The sequence below is a fragment of the Candidatus Villigracilis saccharophilus genome (genome assembly GCF_016711665.1).
Genome location: NZ_JADJSO010000033.1, coordinates 1 through 22,266, shown reverse-complemented (window position 1 = coordinate 22,266; position 22,266 = coordinate 1). Strand labels below are relative to the sequence as shown.

16 protein-coding genes are annotated in these 22,266 nt (G+C 49.2%); 7 read left to right on the top strand and 9 right to left on the bottom strand.

The window, feature by feature from the left end:
• Positions 1-239: 239 nt before the first annotated feature.
• The 3 genes from IPL17_RS11655 to mvaD form a co-directional block, all read right to left on the bottom strand.
• On the bottom strand, positions 240-1,283 hold the full coding sequence (locus IPL17_RS11655) for a HEAT repeat domain-containing protein (RefSeq protein WP_345307261.1): 1,044 nt from the start codon (positions 1,281-1,283) through the stop codon (positions 240-242).
• Between the two features lie 3 nt (positions 1,284-1,286).
• Positions 1,287-2,405, bottom strand: a complete 1,119-nt coding sequence (locus tag IPL17_RS11650) for a M50 family metallopeptidase (RefSeq protein ID WP_345307260.1) — start codon at positions 2,403-2,405, stop codon at positions 1,287-1,289.
• A 135-nt stretch (positions 2,406-2,540) separates the two neighbouring features.
• The gene (gene mvaD / locus IPL17_RS11645) at positions 2,541-3,509 is read right to left on the bottom strand and encodes a diphosphomevalonate decarboxylase (protein WP_345307259.1); all 969 of its coding nucleotides are present in this window, start codon (positions 3,507-3,509) and stop codon (positions 2,541-2,543) included.
• 72 nt (positions 3,510-3,581) lie between these two features.
• Between mvaD and IPL17_RS11640 the strand changes: the two genes are divergently transcribed.
• On the top strand, positions 3,582-4,703 hold the full coding sequence (locus IPL17_RS11640) for a hypothetical protein (RefSeq protein WP_345307258.1): 1,122 nt from the start codon (positions 3,582-3,584) through the stop codon (positions 4,701-4,703).
• Positions 4,704-4,797: 94 nt separating this feature from the next.
• On the opposite strand, the gene IPL17_RS11635 is transcribed toward IPL17_RS11640, so the two are convergent.
• A complete protein-coding gene (locus IPL17_RS11635) occupies positions 4,798-5,397 on the bottom strand; it encodes a nucleotidyltransferase family protein (protein ID WP_345307257.1) in 600 nt (199 codons plus the stop codon).
• Positions 5,394-6,464 carry a galactokinase family protein gene (locus IPL17_RS11630; protein ID WP_345307256.1) on the bottom strand — a complete coding sequence of 357 codons (1,071 nt, stop codon included), beginning with the start codon at positions 6,462-6,464 and terminating at the stop codon, positions 5,394-5,396. The genes IPL17_RS11635 and IPL17_RS11630 overlap by 4 nt, the downstream gene beginning before the upstream one ends.
• A gap of 396 nt (positions 6,465-6,860) precedes the next feature.
• Between IPL17_RS11630 and IPL17_RS11625 the strand changes: the two genes are divergently transcribed.
• Positions 6,861-7,043, top strand: coding sequence for a hypothetical protein (locus IPL17_RS11625; protein WP_345307255.1), 183 nt, complete (start codon positions 6,861-6,863; stop codon positions 7,041-7,043).
• 302 nt (positions 7,044-7,345) lie between these two features.
• On the opposite strand, the gene IPL17_RS11620 is transcribed toward IPL17_RS11625, so the two are convergent.
• From IPL17_RS11620 to IPL17_RS11610, 3 genes are all read right to left on the bottom strand, one after another.
• The gene (locus IPL17_RS11620) at positions 7,346-9,691 is read right to left on the bottom strand and encodes a diguanylate cyclase (RefSeq protein ID WP_345307254.1); all 2,346 of its coding nucleotides are present in this window, start codon (positions 9,689-9,691) and stop codon (positions 7,346-7,348) included.
• A 104-nt stretch (positions 9,692-9,795) separates the two neighbouring features.
• On the bottom strand, positions 9,796-9,942 hold the full coding sequence (locus tag IPL17_RS11615; protein WP_345307253.1) for a hypothetical protein: 147 nt from the start codon (positions 9,940-9,942) through the stop codon (positions 9,796-9,798).
• Positions 9,943-9,962: 20 nt separating this feature from the next.
• The gene (locus IPL17_RS11610; protein ID WP_345307252.1) at positions 9,963-10,493 is read right to left on the bottom strand and encodes a response regulator transcription factor; all 531 of its coding nucleotides are present in this window, start codon (positions 10,491-10,493) and stop codon (positions 9,963-9,965) included.
• Between the two features lie 356 nt (positions 10,494-10,849).
• Between IPL17_RS11610 and IPL17_RS11605 the strand changes: the two genes are divergently transcribed.
• From IPL17_RS11605 to IPL17_RS11595, 3 genes are all read left to right on the top strand, one after another.
• Complete coding sequence (locus IPL17_RS11605; RefSeq protein WP_345307251.1) at positions 10,850-11,104, top strand: hypothetical protein; 255 nt, start codon at positions 10,850-10,852, stop codon at positions 11,102-11,104.
• A gap of 396 nt (positions 11,105-11,500) precedes the next feature.
• Positions 11,501-13,924, top strand: coding sequence for an ATP-binding protein (locus tag IPL17_RS11600; protein ID WP_345307250.1), 2,424 nt, complete (start codon positions 11,501-11,503; stop codon positions 13,922-13,924).
• Positions 13,925-14,307: 383 nt separating this feature from the next.
• Positions 14,308-17,613 (top strand): DEAD/DEAH box helicase, encoded by a 3,306-nt coding sequence (locus IPL17_RS11595; RefSeq protein ID WP_345307249.1) that lies wholly within the window; start codon positions 14,308-14,310, stop codon positions 17,611-17,613.
• A gap of 341 nt (positions 17,614-17,954) precedes the next feature.
• Here IPL17_RS11595 and IPL17_RS11590 read toward each other — a convergent pair whose 3' ends face one another.
• Positions 17,955-19,265: an ISNCY family transposase gene (locus tag IPL17_RS11590; protein WP_345307248.1), complete on the bottom strand. Its 1,311-nt coding sequence runs from the start codon at positions 19,263-19,265 to the stop codon at positions 17,955-17,957.
• Positions 19,266-20,062: 797 nt separating this feature from the next.
• On the opposite strand from IPL17_RS11590, the gene IPL17_RS11585 reads away from it, so the two are divergent.
• Together IPL17_RS11585 and IPL17_RS11580 are read left to right on the top strand one after the other, a co-directional pair.
• Positions 20,063-20,263, top strand: coding sequence for a winged helix-turn-helix domain-containing protein (locus tag IPL17_RS11585; protein ID WP_345307247.1), 201 nt, complete (start codon positions 20,063-20,065; stop codon positions 20,261-20,263).
• 367 nt (positions 20,264-20,630) lie between these two features.
• Positions 20,631-20,834, top strand: a complete 204-nt coding sequence (locus IPL17_RS11580) for a hypothetical protein (protein WP_345307246.1) — start codon at positions 20,631-20,633, stop codon at positions 20,832-20,834.
• Positions 20,835-22,266 lie beyond the last annotated feature (1,432 nt).

Here is a 22,266-nt window from a genome sequence, read left to right as displayed (position 1 = left end):
ATATTTTTGTTCATACCTTCCTTATCCCTTTGTATCCTAATTTCTTTAGATTCGGGTGCTCAATAATCAAAATATATAATCTTAGGTTGGGTTTTATTTCCCACTAAAGTTGAGCTTACCTTTATTGCTTTTTCAGTTTACTTTTGTTAGTCGTTCTCGTCACCTGTCATATGTCACAAAAAAGCCTTCCATTTTGGAAGGCTTTTTTGTTTTAATACGCATGTTGTTGCAAGAGTGTTTCAGAAATTATGATATGTGTTACTTTTCGTCTTCATCCAGATCTCGTCAAGCTCATCCATTTCTTCAAGGTCGATCTCTTCCACATCATCTTCATCCAGGTCGAGGGCGAGCAGATCGAACTTGTTCAACTCTTCGTGGAATTCCAGATTTTCCAGCGCATCTTCTAGGTACTCGACCAGGTCTTCATCTTCGGTCTGCTCAATTAAATTGACCAGATAAATGCGCGCATCCTCGCCGCCGATCTGCGAGAGTGACCATATGGCTGCGGTGACTACGTTGTCATCCACATCTTCATCTTCCAGCAGTTTCAATAGAATGGGACCAGCTTCTTGAATGGACAGTTCGCCCGCGGCTTGCGCGGCGGCGGCCTGGATCAGCGGTTCTTCATCCAATAACATGCTGATCACATCACTGTTCCAGCGTTCATCGTGGGAGCGTCCCATGGCCAGCAGGGCGGTGGCGACCCAGGTCGGGTCTTCGCGTTGAAAGGCGGCTTCGATCAAATTAACGATCTCAGGCCGCGAGGAATATCCTAGCGCTTCAAGACAGGCTTTGCGCAAAGAGGGATCTTCGTTGCTTCTGATGATCTGGATCAACGCGTCTTCGGCGAGACGCTGCAATTCCGCTTTGATCGCTTCCAGTTCGCCCAACAGGATGAACTCTCCGATCAGGAACGCGGCTTCCAAACGCGGAGCGAGATCGAAATCGGTCAAGAGAATGTCAGTTAATTTTTCAACCAGCTTCGGGTCTTGTGATTCGGCGAGCAGGCGGATGGCGCGCGCGCGCACCTCTCCATCCAGATCATTTAATAACGCGCGCCCGATCGCTTCGTAGGAGACGATGTTGTCCGATTCAAATTGAGATAAAAGCCCGTCGAGCAGGAGCAGTTTTCGGGCGGGTTTGACGCTCGACCATACATCCATGAAGAGGCGCAATGACTTCGGGTCGAGATCCGAATATAGTTTCAGGTGTGTCTGCGGAATATCCTTCTTGGAATCCAGCAGGTGATCGAGAACGGATTGAAAGGTTAAGGTTTCTGCCATAAGTTAAGGGGTCGGAATTTGAACAGGGTTGACGAAATCCATCACGTTGACGAAGAGCATCAGACCAATGAGCAGCAGCATGGCGATGCCGTTAACCGTGTTTTCCCAGTTGGCCGGGATGCGCTTACGGAAGAGGATCTCAGGAAGCGTAAAGAGGATTCGTCCGCCATCGAGCGCGGGGATGGGGAAGAGATTCATGACGCCCAGTGAAATGCTAAGCACACCGATCAGGTTAAGTGTCCAGTTGGTGGGTCTGGGCGCCGGGGTCGTTGCGTCTGGCGGGATGGTGGCAGCTTCCTGGCGGGTGGATACATCTTCCTTGACCGCGACATTGAACATATCAAAGATGCCTTTGAAGCCAATGAAGCGCGCATCTTCGGGCGCGATCGCGCCGCGGATCAACGCCACGGGCAGGTACACAATGGTCGCGGCTTGAATCCCTGTTACTGTGAAGCCGCCTGAAACGCTCTCTATGAATGTGGCTGGTCTGGTTGGATAGCCCAATCCAACGCCAAGAGCGCCTTCAGATGCTTTTCGTGTTGAGAGGGGGGTGGCTGTCAGGGTGACCTGTTCACCGCTGCGGTCGAATACCATTTCAACGGGCTGGTCGAGATTCTCTTTGATCAGCGCGATGGCAGGTTCAACTTCGGTCACACTTTGACCGTTGATGGAAAGCAGAATATCGCCGGCTTGAATATTGGCTTGTTCGGCGGGAGAGTTGGCAGCGACTGAGTCGATCTTGATCGACCCGCGCACGGGAACGCCTTCAGAGCCGATCAGGAAGGAGAACACCACGATGGCGGTCAGCAAATTCATCAACGGACCGGCGAACAACACCACCAGGCGTTTCCACGGGTTGGCAGAGGCGAGTCCGCCCGGCACATTCGGGTCATTCTCACCTTTGGGACGGATGAAACCGCCAAGCAGCAAGGCGTGGATCGTGAATTCAGTTCCCTGCCATTTAAAAAGAGTCGCGATCTTATAAGAAGGCAGACCCAGGCCGAACTCTTCCACTTCGATCCCTGCCCAGCGCGCGGCAATGAAGTGACCGAGTTCATGTACAAATATCATCCCGCCCAACGCGAGCAGGAATATGATCAACGAAACAAAATCAGGTACCATTATTTAATCCTTTCCCACACAATTTGTGCAGTAAAGGGATTATATCTTCAAATGGATTGGGCTAAGTTAAAGTTTTATTAGATGAATCCAGCGCTTCCCGCCCGCTGAAAACTGATTGATCCGCAGTTTGACAGATTACACGATCTTCGCCGCTCCGCCGACTCCCGCTATAAGCACATTGCTCACGCCGGGCATTTCACGCAAACGCTTCTCGACCTCCCGGGCATGATCTCCCAAACACAGTACATGGACATTCGCCCCGGCATCCACTGTGTACCCAACAGGCAGCCCGCTTGCGCGCCACTCGCGCACCGCATGAAAGATCCCGACCGTCGCGGCTTGCCAATACATTAATGGCGGATTGGATGTCATCATCACGGAATGCATGATATCCGAATCAAGTTCGATGATATTTGCGAAGGTTTCAAAGTCTTTGTTCAAGATCGCGCTGCGGCAGATGTCCAGCCTGCGCGGTGTATCTTCGAGGCGCGCGTTTTGCAGCGGGCTGGTCCCTGCGATGGCGTGACCTTCCGTGGAACCGGTCTTTTTGTGCGCCGCGTTGACAACCGCGACGCAGTCCACCAGATTCCAATGTTCGGGAGGCGCGATGGATTCCGCAATAGAATCGTCATCGCCCGTGCCCATCTTCCATTCGACAAATCCCGGCGGGATCGAACGTGATGCTGAACCAGATCCGCGCCGCGCGAGCCGCGATAACTGCGCTTCGGTCAGTGTCAAACCGACGGCGCGGGACGCGGCGAGCGCGAGCGCCGAGAACGCCGCCGCCGAAGACGCGATCCCGGCGCCGGCGGGAAAATTATTCTCGCTCATCACTTCCGCGTTCAAATTAATTCCAGCCATTTCTCGCGCGAGATCAAGGATATAGGACACACGGCTCAAGCCCTTCCCCGTCACCTCGCGCCCGTTGATGATCAACTCGTCGAATGGAAGCGATGGCTGAAAACTGACAGTTGTGCGTGTGAATAACCCATCCAAATTCATTGAGATGGAGCCATTTGATGGGAGGCGCAATTCGTTGTCGCGGTTCCCCCAATATTTAATAAAGGCAATATTTGGATGGGCAATGGCGGTGGCAGTGATCATAAGGCGATGATACCACCACTATATGAAAACGCTGGTTGTATAATCTCTTGAAATTGCATAAGGAGAAAATTTATGCTTGAACATTATCAGCATCTTGGTGTTTTCAGCGACTGGGTTGATGCGGCACGCCGGCAACAATCCATTTATCCAATAGCTGTCCCTGGACCGCAAACTCGATCATTAATATTTGATGTGTTGGGATTTTGTCACGAGGAGGAAAACCCACTGGAAGTAAAGATTGAAAGCAAGTGGGAGAAGGATGGGATTGTCGGAGAAGAAGTTTCCTGGTCAGTTGGGTATGGGCCGCGCACTCATGCTTATGTACTTAAGACAGCGAACGCAAAAGGATCAATTCCTGGGATCGTTGCCCTGCACGACCATAGTGATTTCAAATTTTATGGAAAAGAAAAAATCGCCGATGGTCCCGAAAAGACCCTGCCCATATTAAGTGACTTCCGTCAAATCCCATACAGCGGGCGAGCTTATGCCAATGCCCTGGCGCGCGAAGGATTTGTTGTACTGGTTCACGATGTATTCCTATGGGGCAGCCGCCGTTTTCCTTTGGAGACCATGATGGAAACGATGGGCAGCAAAACAACCGACCTATTGCGAATGAGCCAAATATCAGATGAAGTTGAATTTTATAACACTGCCGCCTATTTTCACGAGCATTGGGTTTCGAAGTATTGTAATATTCTTGGCACCAACATGGCCGGGGTCGTTTCCTTCGAAGATCGCGTTGCCTTGAATTACCTGCGCTCCCGCGCGGACGTGGATCCAAAAAGCATTGGATGCATTGGTTTATCGGGAGGAGGAAATCGGGTGGCTTTGTTAAATGCCACACATGAAAGTATTCGAGCCGCGGTCATTATTGGTTTGATGACCACATACCCAGCATTGCTCGACCATAACATGTCACACACATGGATGTTATTTCCCTTTGGTGGTCACGGCATGGTGACTGGCCCGATATCGCCGCTTCCCGTGCTCCATCCCCTGCTGGTTCAATATAATATACAAGATGAGCTATTTACAGAGGATGGGATGCGGGAAGCACACATGCGTTTACAAAATCATTATTGGAATGTTGGAAAACCCGATGCATATGTTGGGCAGTTCTACCCCGGCCCGCATAAATTTGACCTCGAGATGCAGTCGGCTGCATTTGAGTGGTTAAAGGAAAAATTAAAATAAAGGCGGTCGCCACTCTTCTGGCGCTGACTGCAATACCCCAACTGCTTTAAAGCCATCCTGGATCATCCTGTCAATTGCGGCTTGCATCTCGATCTCACCGCGCTCCGAAGGCATGACCTGCGGCAGGTATGCCCAAATTTGCGGCGGCAGGATAAATAAAATCGAAGCTGCGTATGGGCTCGATGATCTCTTCCCGTTTTGGTTTCTCGATAATTCGTTTCACGCGCCAATTTGAGTCGACGTCCACACTGGAGCGGGCGGCGAGTTCTTCAACTGGACATTCCTTCAGGCTCATTACGATCTCTGCCTGATGTTTCTCCTGTGCCTGTACAAGCTCAAGCAGAGATTCTTCCTTCAAAATGTAATCCGTTGCCACGACCATCACAGGCTCATCCCAAATCCAACTCTGCGGCACGGACATCAGCGCATCGCCATTGCCGCGCAATTCAGATTGATGAGCAAAAATTGCGGAGAGATTCCATTTCGATCCATCGCCAACATACTCAAAGATTTTTTCTTCCAAATGGTTTGTCACAATGCAAACCCGCTCCACGCCAGCCTTTGCCACTGCGCGCAAAACAAAATTCAATGTAGGGCGTCCATTCACTTCGAGCAGCGGCTTGGGTACGACATCGGTATGCGGACGTTGACGTTTACCACGCCCTGCCGCGAGTAAAACCGCGGAGCGAATCATTGCAAACCATCTCCCGTTTCTGCGACAAAAACTTGTGATGGCAACTCAGGGTGAATGGCAGAATACTTCTCCGCGATCTTCTTGCAGGCAGTTTCTGCCAGGTCTCGTTCTGCCAGCGCGACCACGCACCCGCCATAGCCGCCGCCGCTGAAACGACTGCCATAGACGCCGCTTGTACTGCTGACAATTTCATGTAATTGGATTAATACATCACTGCCTGATTTGTAATTCCTGATGGATGACGCGCAAGATTGATTCATCAACTGACCAAAACGCGCCGCATCTGACTCCGCCCAAGCCTGTCTGCCTAGGTGGACACGTTCAACTTCGCTGAAAAAGTGATCCGCCCGTTTGCGGATATTTTCAGGCAGGGAAAATTTCTTCGCCTCGAAAATTTCCTGCGGGACATCGCCCAGCTTCCAGGCACCTTTTTGCAAAAAAGCTGCCGCTTCGTGACATTCCGCCACACGGACATTAAATCCGCTTTTAGTGAGTTCGCGCGAGAGGCCTGAATATGCCACGACCCAGGCGGAGTCGTTCGAGGGTGGGTCAATGACCGGGAAAACAGAACCAGTTACCGTGTCCATGAAAAGAAGCGCATTCTTCTTCCCATAGATAATACTCATGGGATCAAGTAATCCATTTTGCAATCCGAGTTGGTCGTGTTCCAATTCAAAATCCAAATGAACGAGCTGCTCATTGGAAAGTTCAATATCATTCACATCAGCCAGCGCCTTTAGATATGCCAGCCCCACCGAAGCGGATGAACTCAGCCCCGAACCGATGAGCGAACCCGTCACATGCGCTTTCATGCCGCGTTTGGGATTTAGGACCCGCGCCGCCGCCTGGGCATAGCGTATCCAGTGAGTTTTATCAAGGGTACCAATGACGAATTTTGCTTTGCCAAAATGTTCGCTCGTAATGCGAATTTCTTTGGAGTCAAGCGGTTGATATTCGAGTGTGGTACCTAGCTTAATGGTACGCCCCAAAACCTCACCGCCTTGATGGTCAATGTGCGCGCCGATGGGGCAGATTCGGTAAGGGGAAAAGAGGGTCTCTAATGACATAAGGCAGGGTTGGTAAGAATATTTTTTTACATTCCACGAACAATTATTTTGTAACAACAAGCATCTTTATGCGTAAGCAAGGCATTAAACTTGTCCTGTTCTGAATCGCCTGGGATCTGTTACTAATCGGCATCCCCATACCAGCCTCGCCAATACCAAATATTGTGTTCCCTTGAGATTACATCGCTAGGGCGGCCTTGGGACGGGGCGGTATCAATGGACATTGATACATTACCTTATTGGTTTTTATTTTGGAGTCTGTTTGATTCCAGACTGTTCTTGATTTTAGCGCAAAATGCCGGGGCGTAATTTAATTGGTCGCCTTTCAAAACCGCTTATTGCCGGGAACGCGATCATAAAAGTATAATCAGGTCGAAATTAGAAAAGGAAAAGATCATGAATCCAAAAGATAAATTGCCGCCGGAAAAGGTTGATAAAGAAGATCCAGTTGTAAAAAAACAAAGCGACATCAAATCGCAGGATGAACAACTGGCTCGAATCGTAACCAAATTGTCTGAAGAAGACCCTGCCATGATCGCTGAAGTCATTAAGAAATGGCTGGAGGAAAACAAAAAATAACTTAATCGCATTTCTTGTTTTCCTGCGATATTGTTGCTAATAAACGCGAATAGTGGATAAGCCAAAACCACCATCATGTCACCCTGAGGGAGCGTTTGTCAGTGACGAAAGGTCCTGGATATGACTTGGTAGAGATGCTTCGGGACAGGAAAAACCGCCCCTCAGCATGACATACTTTCGTTATCCATGATTGGCATTAACTATTTTGTATATGGAAAAGCGTGGCAGGCTTTATGACCTGTCCCGCTTTTCATTTATAACCAGTACCACACCGCTGGGTATTATTCCCCAAATTGACAGATTCAAGTTAGATCCTTTGACGGGTCGCTCAATTGATTAGCGGGGATCAATCCTTGCTGGCTGTCTCCGACTTCTGTACGATTACGTCCATTTTGCTTGGCTGTGTACATGGCATTGTCTGCGCGGCGAAATACATCTTCGACGGACTCGGACGGGCGTATTTCAACAATGCCGATGCTGAGTGTAATACGCACAATCCCGTTTGGCCTGGCCAGGGACAGCGCTGATACGTCTTCGCGGATGCGCTCCGCCAGCACGTATGCCTTTTCTGCCTTCGTCATCGGCATCAGGATGATGAATTCCTCACCGCCATAGCGCCCGATGACATCCGCGGTTCGCAGACAATTACGGGTGACCGCTGTAAGCGCCTGAAGCATCTGGTCGCCGATCGCGTGGCCGAAGGCGTCATTGACCTTTTTAAAATGATCAATATCGAACATCAATACAGACAGGGGCTTCTGATAACGCGCGGCCACCTCGAACTCGTGTTCGGCACACTCAAACAGATGACGGCGATTCTTTATACCGGTGAGTTGATCGGTACGCGCCAGTTCCTTCTCGCGGACAAGGGAAGTCTGCAAGGCAATGTTGAGCGATTGCAGCGATTGTTGCCCCTGCTTACGCTCGGTAATATCCTCATGGATAACGATCACACCCCGGCGCGGACGATGCTGCGGAACCACCGTCATGCAGAACCAGCGCTGCTGGGTGGGGGAATCGCATGGATACTCAGTAGTGAATTGAGAGCGCGTTCCGTTCAATACGGCGCGAATGCCCAGGTCAACCTGATCCGCGACCGATTCGCCCTGCCGCATCGCAGACTGGCAGACATTCAGATAATTGATACCCAAATAATCAGTAGACTGCGGGCTGTTGTTCTCCTTCGCAAATTTCCTCCAGGCTTCATTAACCGCCACGATCACCCCTTTGTCATCCAGCACCGCGATATGGGCTGTGAGCGAGTCTAATATGCCTTTGACAAAATATTCACTGTCCCGCAGGGCGGCCTGCGCCTGCGCCCGTTCGGTAATGTCTTGAAATATTCCATGGATATCGTTATTTTCAATATCCCGCCTGCCAATGATATGTACCCACTTGTGAGTTCCCTTGGCAGATATGAATTCCAATTCAAGGTCAAAAGGCTCGTTATGTTCCACGGCGCGCTGAAAGGCTTTTTCAATGACGGGTCTGGATGCGGGCGCAAAGAATTCGATCCCCTTTCCGACACTGGGATGATGGGATCCATCCACTTCAAGGGTCAGATATATCTCTTCCGTCCATGTCTGCTCCATTGAACCCAGGTCAACTTTCCATGCGCCGACCTTGGCTGTGATCCCCATTTCTTTGAGCATGGCTTCGCTTCTCTTGAGATGTTCCTCTGCCAGTTTACGCTCGGTGATATCGCGTACGACCGCCCACATCCCGCACGGGCTGCCATCCTCACCGCGCAGCAGAACGGTTTGTAATTCCACCGGAAAAAGCGTGCCGTCTTTTTTTCTGTATTCCTTTTGATAGACTGTGGAGTGTCCGCGCTTTAAGACCTGATTCTCTAAAATATCTGCTTCAAGGGCGTGCCATTTTTCAGGTGTGATATCCATATAGGTCAGTTGAGACAACTCGGTCTCGGAGTATCCCAGCATGGTCCTGTAGATCTCGTTGCTTTCCAGAATGCTGCCGTCCATCGCCGCGCTGCAAAATCCATCCCGCATGGTTTCATGCACCGTGCGATATTTTCTTTCAGAAAGCGCGAGTTCGTTTTCGGCATGCTTGCGCTGTGTAACTTCCCGCCGTGCCTGATCCAGCGAGTTCCGCGTATTGATTGCCAGCGTATCCACCGCAATTGCAGCCACCAGTAAAATAAAGGTGATGAGGATGAGATAGATCCAGGTGGATATTCCGCCTTCGAAGGGCTTGGGGAGGAACCCGCCATAGATTTCGCCCAGTGCCAGCCAGCAGACAGCCGCCAGGCTCAGGCTGATGGACAGCCAGTAAAAGTTGCGGTTCAACGCCTGACCCGCAAAAATAAAGATCAGCGGGAATGCGAGCATGGCAAGATCACGGATGCCCTGTCCAATGGTCGCGATGACCGTCACGGTCACAATGGTGAATAATACAACGAGCACACTGCTGGAGCGCAAACGCTGACGCTTGAGCAATTCCAATGGGATAAGCAGCAGGGCGCTGCCAGCCAGCGTCGCAGCGGTCAACTTCCAGTCTTTGAAGATCAGCGCGGTGGCGAGAACGACCAGGTACACGCCCCATGATATCCAGATAAGCATGGATAGGATGCCCGCCAGTTGTCTGTTTTCTTCATATTCATATTCAGTTTGCGATGAACCCGGTTTCATAATTTTCCCCCCTCCACTCGAATAATCACGATCTGATCGTATTATACAAGGGCGGGTAATATCTCTGCATGTAAAAAGGAAGACGATTTACTTCGCGGCTGGGATCAGTCCGCGCTTGGCATGGGGGGCGCGAACGGGGTGATGATCCCCAGGCTGCGCGCCTTCGAAATGGCGGCCGTGCGTGTGCGAACATTCAGTTTGATATATGCACCCGATAGCAGGTTGCGGAAAGTGGAATTGGCGACGGCCATTTCCTTCGATAGTTCGGTTGTCAGCGCATCCGGGAAGGCCGCGCACAGTGAGAGCGCTTCCAACTGACGAAGGCTGAGCGTGTTTCGGTCCGATTGAGCTGGTCGCTCAGAAAGAGTTGGTGCGCCTTTTGGCTGAGATGGATTCCGCCGCCGGCGATGGTCAGCACCACGTTGGCGAGGTCCACCAGGGTACTGCGGTCGTCCTTGAGGATGTAGCCGTTCGCGCCGGCGTCCATGATGCCGCGGATCAGCCCGCGTTCGGCGAACATCGAGATGACCAGGATGTTCATGTGCGGGTACAACTGCATCAGTTTGGGAATGACATACAGGATGGGATAGTCGTTTGAATTTTCGGCGGAGACCGGCACACTGATATCGAGCAGCAGCACATCGGTGGGAAATTTCGCGAGCGCGGGTTCAAGTTGATCGCCAAAGTTGAGCGTGGCAACCACTTCGATCAGCGGGCTTTGGCTGAGGCGGTGGACATACCCGTCCACAATGCTTTGATGGTCGTCGAGGATGGCTACATTGATCTTTCGATTGGGCTGCATATGCATTTTCCTTACTGACAGCGTACCCGAAATGGGACGGGTGTTCAAGGCTTTTTCAGAAGAGAGTACAAATGTCTATGTTCTTTAACTTCCAGCCTATTCACCTGTACAGGCATTGAGATGATAATGACCGTGGTTAGTGAACGCTGATCACGGCGGATAAAACCGCTTCTCCGTTCAGGGGGGAAACCTGTGCAGTGCCAGCGGGGATACGCTGCCGAGAGGGTCTTCCTTAAAATGCAAGTACCGGGGTGACAGCCTTGAAGGGGAACACCTGTCGCCGGGGAAGACCCTCAGCCTTTTATTCACGAAATCTCTAGATTGATTTTAAGTAATTCCCAAATTGGCGTAACGATATGATCAAACACAACGATGAATTTTGCGTTCGTCGGTTGATAATGTTTGATGACCACGCGGTTGATAGAATCAATTGGCTTGAAAGTTTTGTCGCAACCCTTACACTTCGTGAACGACAGATCCTTGAACTAATGCAGGATGGTGTATCACAAACAATGATAGCTGCCCAGTTTGGCTTGTGCCTTCCGAGAATTACCCAGATCAAACAATCCATTAAGAAAAAAGCGCAGAAGTTTGAAAAACAAACTTTGTAAATCAATAATATACTGCCATGAGCCTGCAAAACAGCAGGCTCATTTATTCTTTGTGCAGATTTTCGATAAGATGAAACAGGCCTGAACACCGGAAGCATAGCCGCATTCTATCCTCAGCAGTTTCTCTTCATCCAGCCCCCATTCGTCTTCCAGTTCTTTTCTGCTTTGGTTCCGCCTTCGGCGATATGTGTAAAGTAACACCCAATATAACTTTCCGATGGTATTTTCTCGCTTTTTATGTTTTTGACGGCATTTTCGAACTGCCCAGACATAGATGACATAGAACAACCCTTTAAACCAAAAATAATTATCCTGAATTCTCTATTATTAAGACGAAGTGTGTGATAAATTATTTAGTGCTTCAGATTTCAAGGTTTGGCAAGGAGATCTATGTTGATGAAGAAAAGCCTCTTTTACATATTTGAATATATGCTGCCGATTGTTTTGCTGATTTACTTAATAGCTAACACCACCTATCTTTTTCTTGCCAGGCCGTATACCGGGATCAATGTGGATATGACCAGCGGGGTTGTCCTGGAAGTGAATGTGCCGATGGATGATTCTCTGGCAGTAAAAATGGGGGATGTTGTCAAAAGTGTTAATCAGCAGTCGTATGAAGACTTTAGCAATAATCTGGCTGCGCCATATCCATGGCGCGGTTACAAACCTGGCGAAAAAATACCTGTGATTGTGATACGTGATGGGGTGGAGCAGGAAAAATATCATGTTATGCAATTTCCGACATTTTCAACCCTGCTGCCGCGCTTGATCAGTCAATGGTTCATGCCTTACTTCTTATATTCGGCCGGTCTTTTGGGCTTATTGTTTTTGCGCCCGCGCAACATCCAGCGCACCTTATTTGTACTTTTTAATTTTTTGATCGCGCTTTGGTTCTCTGCCAGCAGTTTATCCGGGGAACATGATTTTGGCTCACAGTATGTGCTGCGCGCAGCCTTCTGGTTGTGGCTGCCCATCACTTGGCACTTTCACTGGATTTTCCCGCGCCAGCTTAAGGCGTTGCCCGCCTGGATCTGGACTGCGTTCTATACTGTGTGCATCCTTATGGCAATCGCGCAGGTCTTCCAACTGGTTCCCCAGGACACATATCTGCTCAGCTTTTTATTGGCGATATTCGGCATGGTTGTTCTTTTAGTGGCTCATGTTATTACGCAGCCTGATTTCCGCCGCCTCGCCTGGAATATTCGCAATCTCTTTTTCTTCCTCATCATCCCAATCGTTGCAGCATCAGTTTTGTACTTTGTTTTTCGTAAACAGGGAGAATATTTTGTCCCGATGACCTTGCTGGGTATTTCTGCGCTGCCCGGCTTCTACTTCTTCATTTTGTATTTCCAGAATAATCTAGTTTCCAATCAGTTCATGCAAAGGTTGTACCGCCTATACACCTGGATTACCGTTATTGGGATTGCTTTTGGCGCGGTGTATGCACTTGCTCTACCTATTTTTGCAGATATTGCTCCAATGTTTGCCAACTTTTTCTTCCTTGTTTTGATCGGAATGATGTTCATTAATCTGACCCCGTTGCTCATCCTGCCCACCTTGAGCAATCCTGTGTCTTCCAGCGGCGATGACACGCAGGTGCAGTTCCGCGCCAATCGTCTGGTGGTCAATGTCATCTTCATCTTTCTGGTTGTCTTGCTTGGCAGCACAATCGGTGTCGCTATTTTGATCTCAGTGCAGGAACCCATGAACCTGGTCGCTGTCCCGCTCGCGGGTTTCGTCAGCGCGCTGGCATTCCTGCTGTTCTATGCCCCCTTCCAACGCTGGTTCGAATGGCGCGTACTGAGCATGCCCATCCAATCCGACCAACTGCTCGAAACTTACTCCGAACGCATCCTCACCAGTCTTGATGAAGCCACTCTGCGCAGCCTGTTCGTCAACGAACTGCTACCCTCCTGGCTCATCCGCCAGTTCGCCCTGCTGCAATGGAATGGCGAACACCTGCACGCCTTGATCACACTTGGCGTCACACTGGAACAACTTCCGCAAACTCTGGATGTGCCCGCGGGTTGGGCGAAGGTGTCCATTCCGCTCATGCTCAACAAAGAGATCGTTGGACTGATGCTTTTCGGACGGCGCGACCCCGATGACTTCTATGCGGTCAACGAGGTCGGCGTGCTGCGGCAGATCACGAATCTGACAGCGCTCGGGCTTGCTAATATCAAACAGTCCACGGCCTTGTTGGAACTGTATCAGTCCGACATCGAACGTCAGGAAGTCGAACGTGCAGCTCTGGCTGCCGAATTGCATGATGATGTGCTTCAGCACATGGCGCAGTTAAGCAATCAACTGGTCGACGCAAAGCCCACTCCTGAACTGCTGGAGACCTATCAATACACCGCCAACCGTATCCGCGAGATCACCAGTGGATTGCGCACGCCCCTGCTGGCATTCGGTCTGGTCAACGCGTTGGAAGGCATGGTCGAGAATGTGCAGGATCGCGGCTTGAAGAATATTGCATTGACCTGTGAGATCCTCGGTGAAGATGTCCGCCTCGATGAACGCGTGGAACTGCATCTCTACCGACTGGCACAGCAGGCGTTGGATAATGCCCTGCAGCATTCGAAGGCGGGAAAAATTATTCTGAGCGGTGTGGCCAATGAAAGTGCGGTCAACCTGACCGTGAGCGACAACGGGATCGGCTTTGCGGCGGGGGAGCGGCTGGATATTTCGAGCCTGCTCGCAAACAAGCATTTTGGGGTGGCGGGCATGTTCGAGCGCGCCGCATTGATTGGCGCCGAGCTATCCATCAAATCCCAGCCCGGTATGGGCTGTCAGGTCAATATCAGGTGGAAAATATAATTCACATGGGACGTGTATGAGAATTGTAAGAATTTCATGAATACCCAGGCATGACCATTGCATAAAATAAAATAGGTGATAAAATAATTTTACAAACGTCAGGATGCCCCCCTCATCCTGACGTTTGCACTTTAAATACACCTTTTGAATTCCAGAGCCAATTCATTTGGGAAATTCGTACCCTGTAAAAGATCGCATAATTTGGTAAAAAATTTAATTCCTTCATTTTTTAAGGTACCAAACCTAGATTTTTCCTTGACGAAATAAAATACATTCGATAGAATATCTTTGTAATCGCTCAGGATGCCCCCCTCATCCTGAGCGATTACATTTAACAAGCAGGAAATATCCTCAAATAGGGGCTTGTACTATAATTACCTGCCATGCCCAGTCTTACCCCCGAACTCCTCGATAACTATCCCTATTACCAACAGGCGGACACTCAAACCATCCAGCGCGGATACACCTATCATAAGATCGGACGTGTGCGTGACATCAGCCTGTTCAACAACAACCGCCGCGCCGTTTGCGAAGTGGAAGGCAACTCAGGCGATTACATTGTCGAGATCGAACTCGATCAGAAAACGGGCAGGCTGCATTTTGACTGCGACTGTCCATATGCGGGCAATCATTTTTGCAAACACATGATCGCCGCCGCGATGGAATTAAGCGACTACCTGAGAGGTCAAGCAGAGGAAGATGATGATGTTTCACTGCAAAATTTACAGCCCGGCGGCAACTGGCAGAATAAATTAAAAGAAACGCTCTCATTAATCCCGCGGCGCGCGGAGGTCAGCACTCACAACCGTTATGTCGCGCTGGTATTACTGACTCGCTCGCAGTTCGGTAGTTATGGATATGGCAGCACCTATCGTCCCTCCTATTCTCTCGAACCCTTTATCATCAAAGCCAGCGAGTGGAATCTTCTTCAGGGGAACAAGCTCCCGTCCGCGCAGGAGATCAATAAATTTTTAGACTCGACTCCAAAATGGATCAGGGTCGGCGAAGTCATGCATCAGCAGATGAATCCCGCGGGCTGTCTTAATCTCGGGTCTGACGGCATCTCCTTTCTCAATATTCTGCAGACCATCAGCCGCATGTATGGCGTGGTCTCGAGCGGCATGTCCACCTATCTGTCCATGCTGGCGAAAGTGGATGTGCCCGTTTTTCTTGGAAGTCTTTTCCCCGATAAAGTTGAACGCCGTTTACACCTCCTGCCTCGGCCCGTGGATATAAAAATCGACATGCAAAGCGACGCCAGTAAACTTGCGCTGCAGGCGGGTTTTGAAAACGACGGCGTGTTCACCCTGATCAAACAAAAAATTGATGTGATCACGAACAACCCGACCTGGGTCTTGATGGACGATCATGTCGCGCAAATCAGCAACGCGCAGGCGCTCTCCGTTCTCTCATCACTCCCGATCATGATCCCCGCCCAACAGGTGGATGTCTTCCGCGAAAAATATTTTGCGCAGATCGCGCAGGTGCTGCCCATCAAAAGCGACCTCGTGCACTGGCGGGATGTCAACACCGACCCTGCGCCGCGCTTGTACCTGCACGATGACCAGCGAAGCAGTTCTGCGGACAAGGACAACATTTTACGCGCCGACCTGCGCTTCGGTTACGGCGACTATGAACTGCCGCTCGCGAAGGATGAATCAGTTGCAGTCGAGACCGTCGCCGATACATGGGATCTGGTGCGCATTCACCGTCAGCCCGCGCGCGAAGAGTATTTCTATCAACTGCTGACCGACCCGAGCTATCGCCTCAAACGCGCGAATTCAGAACATCCCTATGGCACGCTTGAACTGCGCGCCCGCGCGCATCCGTATGACTTTCTTTTACATTCCATTCCGCTGCTCACGCAGGCGGGGTTTGAAATTTATGGCGAAGATAAACTTAAGCTCGGTAAGATCAACCGCAGCACAGCCACCTTGCGCGTCAGCATCACCTCAGGCATTGACTGGTTCGACCTCAAGACCGTGGTTGAGTTTGGCGACCAGCAGATCTCATTTCATGAAGTCCGCAAGGCGCTCAAACGCAGGGAGCATTACATCAAACTTGCCGATGGCTCCATCGGACAAATTCCCGAAGAATGGCTGGAGAAATACAAACACCTGTGGAATCTGGCGGAGGAAACCGAGGACGGATTCCGCGTCAGCGATTTTCACATCCCGCTGTTGGATAAACTGCTCGAAGAAGATGAAGCGCTTCACCCGCCCTCGGACCTGGATCAGCGCCGTGAGCGTCTGCGTGCCTTTGAGCGGATCGCGCCAAAACCGCTCCCCAAAGGGTTCGTCGGCAAACTGCGCCCCTATCAAAAACACGGCGTTGACTGGCTGCACTTTTTGCGTGAATATAATTTCGGCGGCATCCTCGCCGACGACATGGGACTGGGCAAGACCGTCCAGGTGCTGACCTATCTGCTGTCGTTGAAGGAGCAGTCCAGGGCTGAGTCTGCGGCGCTGCTGGTCGTCCCGAAAAGTTTAATTGCCAACTGGCAAAGGGAATCAGAAAAGTTCACGCCCGGCCTGCGCTTCCTTGAATATATGGGCAACTTCCGCAACAAGGACATATCTGTATTCAATGACTATGATGTGGTGCTGACCACCTACGGCACGATGCTGCGCGATGTTGAAATTTTGCATGGCTATCATTTCAGTCATGTCATCCTTGATGAATCACAGGCTATAAAGAATCCGCTGGCAAAGAGTGCGAAAGCGGCGCGGTTGTTGAAAGCGGATCACCGCCTTGTGATGACAGGCACGCCGGTTGAAAATAACACCTTCGAATTATGGTCGCAGTTCGCGTTCCTGAACCCCGGCTTGCTTGGCAACATGGATTATTTCAAACATGCCTTCGCCACGCCCATCGAAAGCGGCGGAGACGAGAAAGCCATGGCAACGCTGCGCAGTCTGGTATACCCATTCATCCTGCGCCGCACCAAGGAACAGGTCGCGCCTGAACTGCCGCCGCGCACCGAGCGCATCGTCTACACCGATATGGAACCCGCGCAGAAAAAGTTATACACACAGACCCGTGAAAAATATCGCGCCGAACTGCTCGGCTTGATCGAAAGTGAAGGCATGAACGATGCCCGCTTCAAAATTCTGGAAGGTTTGCTGCGCTTGAGGCAGATCGCCATTCACCCCGCGCTGGTCGATTCATCATATAAGGGCGAAGCGCCCAAGTTCGAGATCCTGCTTGAAACACTGGAAACCCTGCAAGCTGAAAATCACAAGGCGTTGATCTTCTCACAGTTCGTGGAAACGTTAAGGTTGATCCGCTTTGAGCTGGATGCGCGCGGCATGAAATATGTTTATCTCGACGGGCGCACGCCCAACCGCCAATCGCGTGTGGACTTGTTCCAGAACGACCCATCCTTTCCATTCTTCCTGATCAGCTTGAAGGCGGGCGGCGTGGGTTTGAACCTGACCGCCGCTGACTACGTCATCCATCTTGACCCATGGTGGAATCCCGCCGTTGAAATGCAAGCCAGTGACCGCGCCCACCGCATCGGTCAAAAGAAACCTGTCTTTATCTATAAGATCATCGCGCGTGATACAGTCGAAGAGAAGATTCTCCAACTACAGGAAAAGAAACGTGCCCTTGTAAAGAGCATTATCTCCAACGAATCCAGTTTCTTCAAATCACTCACAAAGGACGATATCAAGGCATTATTTAGTTAAATACATGTCGCTGCGAGGCGCTCCTGGTTTTGCCGAAGCAGCCTCATAATAAATAGAGGGTTGCTTCGTTGTCGCTCCGCTCTGCCTCGCAACGACATATTAACTTTCGCTGTCAATGCAAAGTAGAAATGTCCCCTTATCTGCAAAGTAGAAATGTCACCCTGACGAAGGGGCGTGAGAAAGGGAAGGTAGACTGGTGGAACTTGTGCAGAGGATAGGGCAACGCTGGAGAGCGACCTGAGCGCTGACACGAGTGCCATAAGCTGGGCAGAGACCGCAAGGATCTGCCCTTTTTGTTTCTGCCCAGCTTTTGGCTGGAAAGCGAAAAACTCAATCTCTGATCAGGATGAATCTGTGGCATGGGGAAGGACCACTTGAATAGGATTGCCGTTCAAAGGCTTGCCATAGGAACGCCAGGGATGATCAGAGGGCGGAGGGATCGGCACGTGAATGACATGGTTGAGGTTTTTTGAATCGACCGTCTCGGCTTGATGAGGGAGCTTTTTGAAGATGGTGTAAGGAAGTGATTTATTTTTGTAGAGGATCGTGACAACTCCTTGAGCATTTTCACAGACAGTAACTTGAGCATTGCGCAGGGCATAGCCAGGGCGATCGGATTGGATCTGATAAATGATCTTGTTGAACTGGATGGTCAAGTTCTTGGAAAGCAGCCTGGTATCTTGACGGGTCAAAATGAGATCGAGATTTTCCGTTTTGAGGAGGGGGCGATGGGCATCATGGGTACTGCGCGGGGGAACGGCAAAGCGGCGATTGAAATCTTCGCGGAATTCGGAGAGATATTGATTCCCAGCTTCGATGGTGGACAGGTTACGGAGACGTAATTCCTTCACCAGGCGATCCTGCAAGGTCTGATTGGCCCGTTCCACACGCCCTTTAGCCTGAGGAGAATTGGCGCAAATGATCTGGATATCCAATTCGTGCATGGCTCGTCCAAACTGCGTCATGCCCATGCCCCGGCCTTCGCCAAGGGGTTGTTGAATGTTCACCCGAAAGACCCCATGCTTGTCACTGTAGAAAGCCACTGGTTTTCCAGATCGTTCAAAATATTGACGCGATGCTTCGCAGTAGGCAAAGAAGGTTTCATCATGAACAAACAAGAGTTCCAACAACTTTCCGGTCGCATCATCGATGAAGACCAACAAGGTGCACCGCTCTCCGCGTGCTTCGAACCACGCATGATCTGACCCATCGATCTGGACCAACTCACCAAGACAGGCCCGCCGTTCACGCATTTGATGTACTGCAGATTTCTTGGCACGTCTGGGTTTCCACAATCCCTCTGCGATCATCATCTTGCGCACACTCTCGCGCGAGAGCTGTACTTTATGAATTTCCAACAACTTTTCATGTGCCAGCGTCGGTCCAAAATCAGAATACTTCTTTTTGATCAGGTCTAAGGCCTTTTGGCTGACACCTGCTTCGATCCGATTGTTGCTAGGTTTCCCGCGCCTTTTACTGATCAATCCTTTAGCATCCTGCTTTTGATATTTCTGCCATAGTCGTTTGATCTGCCGAATACTCAGACCAAGTACTGTCGCCGCCTCTTTTTGGATCAGTCGTTTGTCTTTCAATCGTTGCATGACTTCTAGTCTCGAGAGTTCTTTTGTGCTCATGGTTAGTGTTTTGTCCATTTTTGCTCCCTTCAAAAGGGGACATTTTAACTTTGCACAAAGGTGACTCTACTACTTTGCGCTAACACATAAAAATAGCATGCTTGAAAAATTCACCATATTACGATATACTTTGTGAAATAATATACAAAAAATGTTTTGATCTTATTAAAAATTCTTTATGAAAAATGGGATCAATAAGATATATTGGATTGCACTGGATGAAGGGTGGCTATCAGTTTTTTTAGAGGCGTTTTTGGCACATAGAATGATGCTGAACTCATGAAGAAATCTACAAGCCCTGATGTCTTGCACATCCTTCATTTCTCCCTTTTGAGACTTGCAGACAATAAGTTAGAGTCGTACAATATTATTCAACAAAATATGATGGAAGGGAAAATCAATTGAATAAAAAATTACTCTCGTGATTGATGATGACCCCTGAACTTGGAAAACTGGTTGAAACAGTTCTAAAACCCCTTGACCTCTACTCTCATCTATCAGGCATATTCAGGGGAGACGGCCTAAAACAGGCATACACACCACCCAGACATCGTCATCCCCGACATTATGATGCTCGACATGGATGGATTTAATGTTTGTTCGCGTTTGCGCGAACTATCCAGCCTGCCAATCTTGATGTGTTAACTGCGCGCACTAATGCAACGATATATTACATGGCTTCAATGTGGAGTGGATGATTAAGAAAGTCATGTTTTAACAAGAATGGAACCTATAAATGTATACGCGCGCTGCTCAGGCGTTCAAACAATCAAAATAACAGCGAAGCCTCCTATATTAACGGGTACACAGATCCTGTGCTGGAAATTGATTTTTTATCCAAGAGCGTTAAACTTCAGGGGAAGATTATTGAACTTTCCCCCAAGGAATATGACTTGCTGGCATATTTAGCGCGAGAACAGGGGAAGATCGTATCGCATCACCAACTGATGCGCGAGGCATGGGGGGAACTATATGTCAATGACTCAGCCGAAACCTCCCTTACATATATTATCTAAGAAAAAAAATCAAGGATGGCAAACACGGGCATCAATACATCCGCACGCTTTGGGGGCGAGGATATTGGTTTGCACCGCGAAAGGACGATCTGATTCCGTGAGAATACAGGTTTCAAGCAAACCGGGGGCAGTATAGTGTATCTGACAGAGTAGCTCAACTTTATCTCAAAATAATTCAAATAAAGATCAAAGATTCAAAAAGATTTACGGGGGTAAAGTATGTCTGCATCAATTTTCAAATAGCTTTCGAAATAAAATTTATTAAACAATTCTTCAGTAATTTACGATTTCAGTTTACGACTTCTTTTCATGTTGCCATAGCAAACATATAAATCAAGGGACAAATATGAGCGGTATCGTTCAACAAATGACTGAAAAAATAAATATGTCATTCGATGAGTTTGTCGGGGAAATGCGAAAACGAGGATGCAGTGAACCCACCGCCATAAAGATCTGGCGTGGTGAATATGAAAACTTTAAGAATTTCAATGATAACGATATATCACTCAGTAATCTTCGCAAAGCGGCAGATGTGTTGAAAGTAACCACTGGAAACCTTCTGCCAAATTAGGAAAATCCCCAAACTCCATTCCCTGCACAAGCCATTATCCGGCGCAGGCAAAAATGGCGGGCAGTAATGTGCAAACAATCAACATCAAGGAAACTCAATATCCATGGAACAGTGGTATGTGGCTCACAGCAAAACTAAGAAACGAAGATCTCAAGCTTTGGAAGCAGTCTCCCACTTGCGTAACTTCGAAATGTGATTTTCGTTTAAAGACTCAAAACGGTAAATCAGCGCGCACGACAAGTCCAGCTTTATTTCCCAGGTTACTTGTTTGTCCATGTCGATTTAGAGAAAACGGGCAGGTCGGTACTTGAATGGATACCCGGCGGAACTGGACTTGTATCATTTGGGGATGAGCCAGCCTGCGTGCCTGACAGCTTGATATTTGCGATCAAACAACGGATCGAACAACTGGAAAGAAGCTCCACAGAATGCAGTGGCTTATTTAGCAAAGGTGATACGGTCCACATTCACAACGGTGTCTTTTAGCGGCTATCTAGCTAAATTTTGACGGTTATCTTTCTGAAAATGACCGAGCACGTAGCTATTATCCCTGCTGGACAATAGACAGATCCCCAAATAGCCGCTCCGCAGAGTATTTGCCGCCTTGATCCAAGCTAGTTCAAACACGGGGACAAAGTAAATGCATTACTTAAACAGTCAACTGACATGGATATTGCTTCTAGCGGCGGAGCACTTCCAAAACAGGTCAAATATGGACACTCGAAAGCTAAAATTAGACTGCTGCTTGATTCATTCGATGTGCCCGCGTGGGTGTGACAGTATTATCCAGCGCATCACGAATGAAAATTCTGGCGAGTTCGCCCTGGTGATAATAAATAATGACACCGCCAATCCTAACAGAAAAGATCGAAGTGCGGACATTTATTCAATCTTCAATCTCATTGACGAAAGGCTATTTACCAAACAACCGGTAATTCCTCTCTAAGCGAAGCAGACACAATAAAAATCAGGGAATATCAGCTGGATGATATTGATACAGTTCGGATCCTAAGGGCTGCAAGCCTCGAAAACCTAAATGCAGCCAAATATGGAACATGGTTTTACTTTCACGGCGATGACAGGATCATGAAAACGGTCCGCCGGGCTTTGGGAAGTTGTTGAGAATTGACGGAAACGGGTCTAGCATTGCTCTCTAGCGGGGGATATTTTCGGCGACCGGGTTTTGTATCGATCGCACTTTAATATATCCCTTCATCCCCACCCGACATAGAAGTTATTACTTCTGGGCGGCGGCGTCTTTTACCCAGGCAGATCTGCCTGCCGCACCACCTTGGCAAAGAGAGGTTCTTTCAATGAAACAGAAAAATGAATACAGCTCTTCTGCGGGATATCAAAATTTATGAACACCATCAAATCTCTTAGCGGCAGCATCGTTTGCAAAAATCACATTCAGGCTTGTAAAGGAAATAAT

What these genes read in the sequence shown, in the direction of transcription:
- IPL17_RS11625 (WP_345307255.1), top strand. Translation starts at nt 6,861, where the DNA reads ATGAATCCAAAAGATAAATTGCCGCCGGAAAAGGTTGATAAAGAAGAT.
- IPL17_RS11620 (WP_345307254.1), bottom strand. Translation starts at nt 9,691, where the DNA reads ATGAAACCGGGTTCATCGCAAACTGAATATGAATATGAAGAAAACAGA.
- IPL17_RS11610 (WP_345307252.1), bottom strand. Translation starts at nt 10,493, where the DNA reads ATGCAGCCCAATCGAAAGATCAATGTAGCCATCCTCGACGACCATCAA.
- mvaD (WP_345307259.1), bottom strand. Translation starts at nt 3,509, where the DNA reads ATGATCACTGCCACCGCCATTGCCCATCCAAATATTGCCTTTATTAAA.
- IPL17_RS11630 (WP_345307256.1), bottom strand. Translation starts at nt 6,464, where the DNA reads ATGTCATTAGAGACCCTCTTTTCCCCTTACCGAATCTGCCCCATCGGC.
- IPL17_RS11595 (WP_345307249.1), top strand. Translation starts at nt 14,308, where the DNA reads ATGCCCAGTCTTACCCCCGAACTCCTCGATAACTATCCCTATTACCAA.
- IPL17_RS11600 (WP_345307250.1), top strand. Translation starts at nt 11,501, where the DNA reads ATGAAGAAAAGCCTCTTTTACATATTTGAATATATGCTGCCGATTGTT.
- IPL17_RS11580 (WP_345307246.1), top strand. Translation starts at nt 20,631, where the DNA reads ATGACTGAAAAAATAAATATGTCATTCGATGAGTTTGTCGGGGAAATG.
- IPL17_RS11650 (WP_345307260.1), bottom strand. Translation starts at nt 2,405, where the DNA reads ATGGTACCTGATTTTGTTTCGTTGATCATATTCCTGCTCGCGTTGGGC.
- IPL17_RS11635 (WP_345307257.1), bottom strand. Translation starts at nt 5,397, where the DNA reads ATGATTCGCTCCGCGGTTTTACTCGCGGCAGGGCGTGGTAAACGTCAA.
- IPL17_RS11615 (WP_345307253.1), bottom strand. Translation starts at nt 9,942, where the DNA reads ATGGCCGTCGCCAATTCCACTTTCCGCAACCTGCTATCGGGTGCATAT.
- IPL17_RS11590 (WP_345307248.1), bottom strand. Translation starts at nt 19,265, where the DNA reads ATGGACAAAACACTAACCATGAGCACAAAAGAACTCTCGAGACTAGAA.
- IPL17_RS11640 (WP_345307258.1), top strand. Translation starts at nt 3,582, where the DNA reads ATGCTTGAACATTATCAGCATCTTGGTGTTTTCAGCGACTGGGTTGAT.
- IPL17_RS11605 (WP_345307251.1), top strand. Translation starts at nt 10,850, where the DNA reads ATGATCAAACACAACGATGAATTTTGCGTTCGTCGGTTGATAATGTTT.
- IPL17_RS11655 (WP_345307261.1), bottom strand. Translation starts at nt 1,283, where the DNA reads ATGGCAGAAACCTTAACCTTTCAATCCGTTCTCGATCACCTGCTGGAT.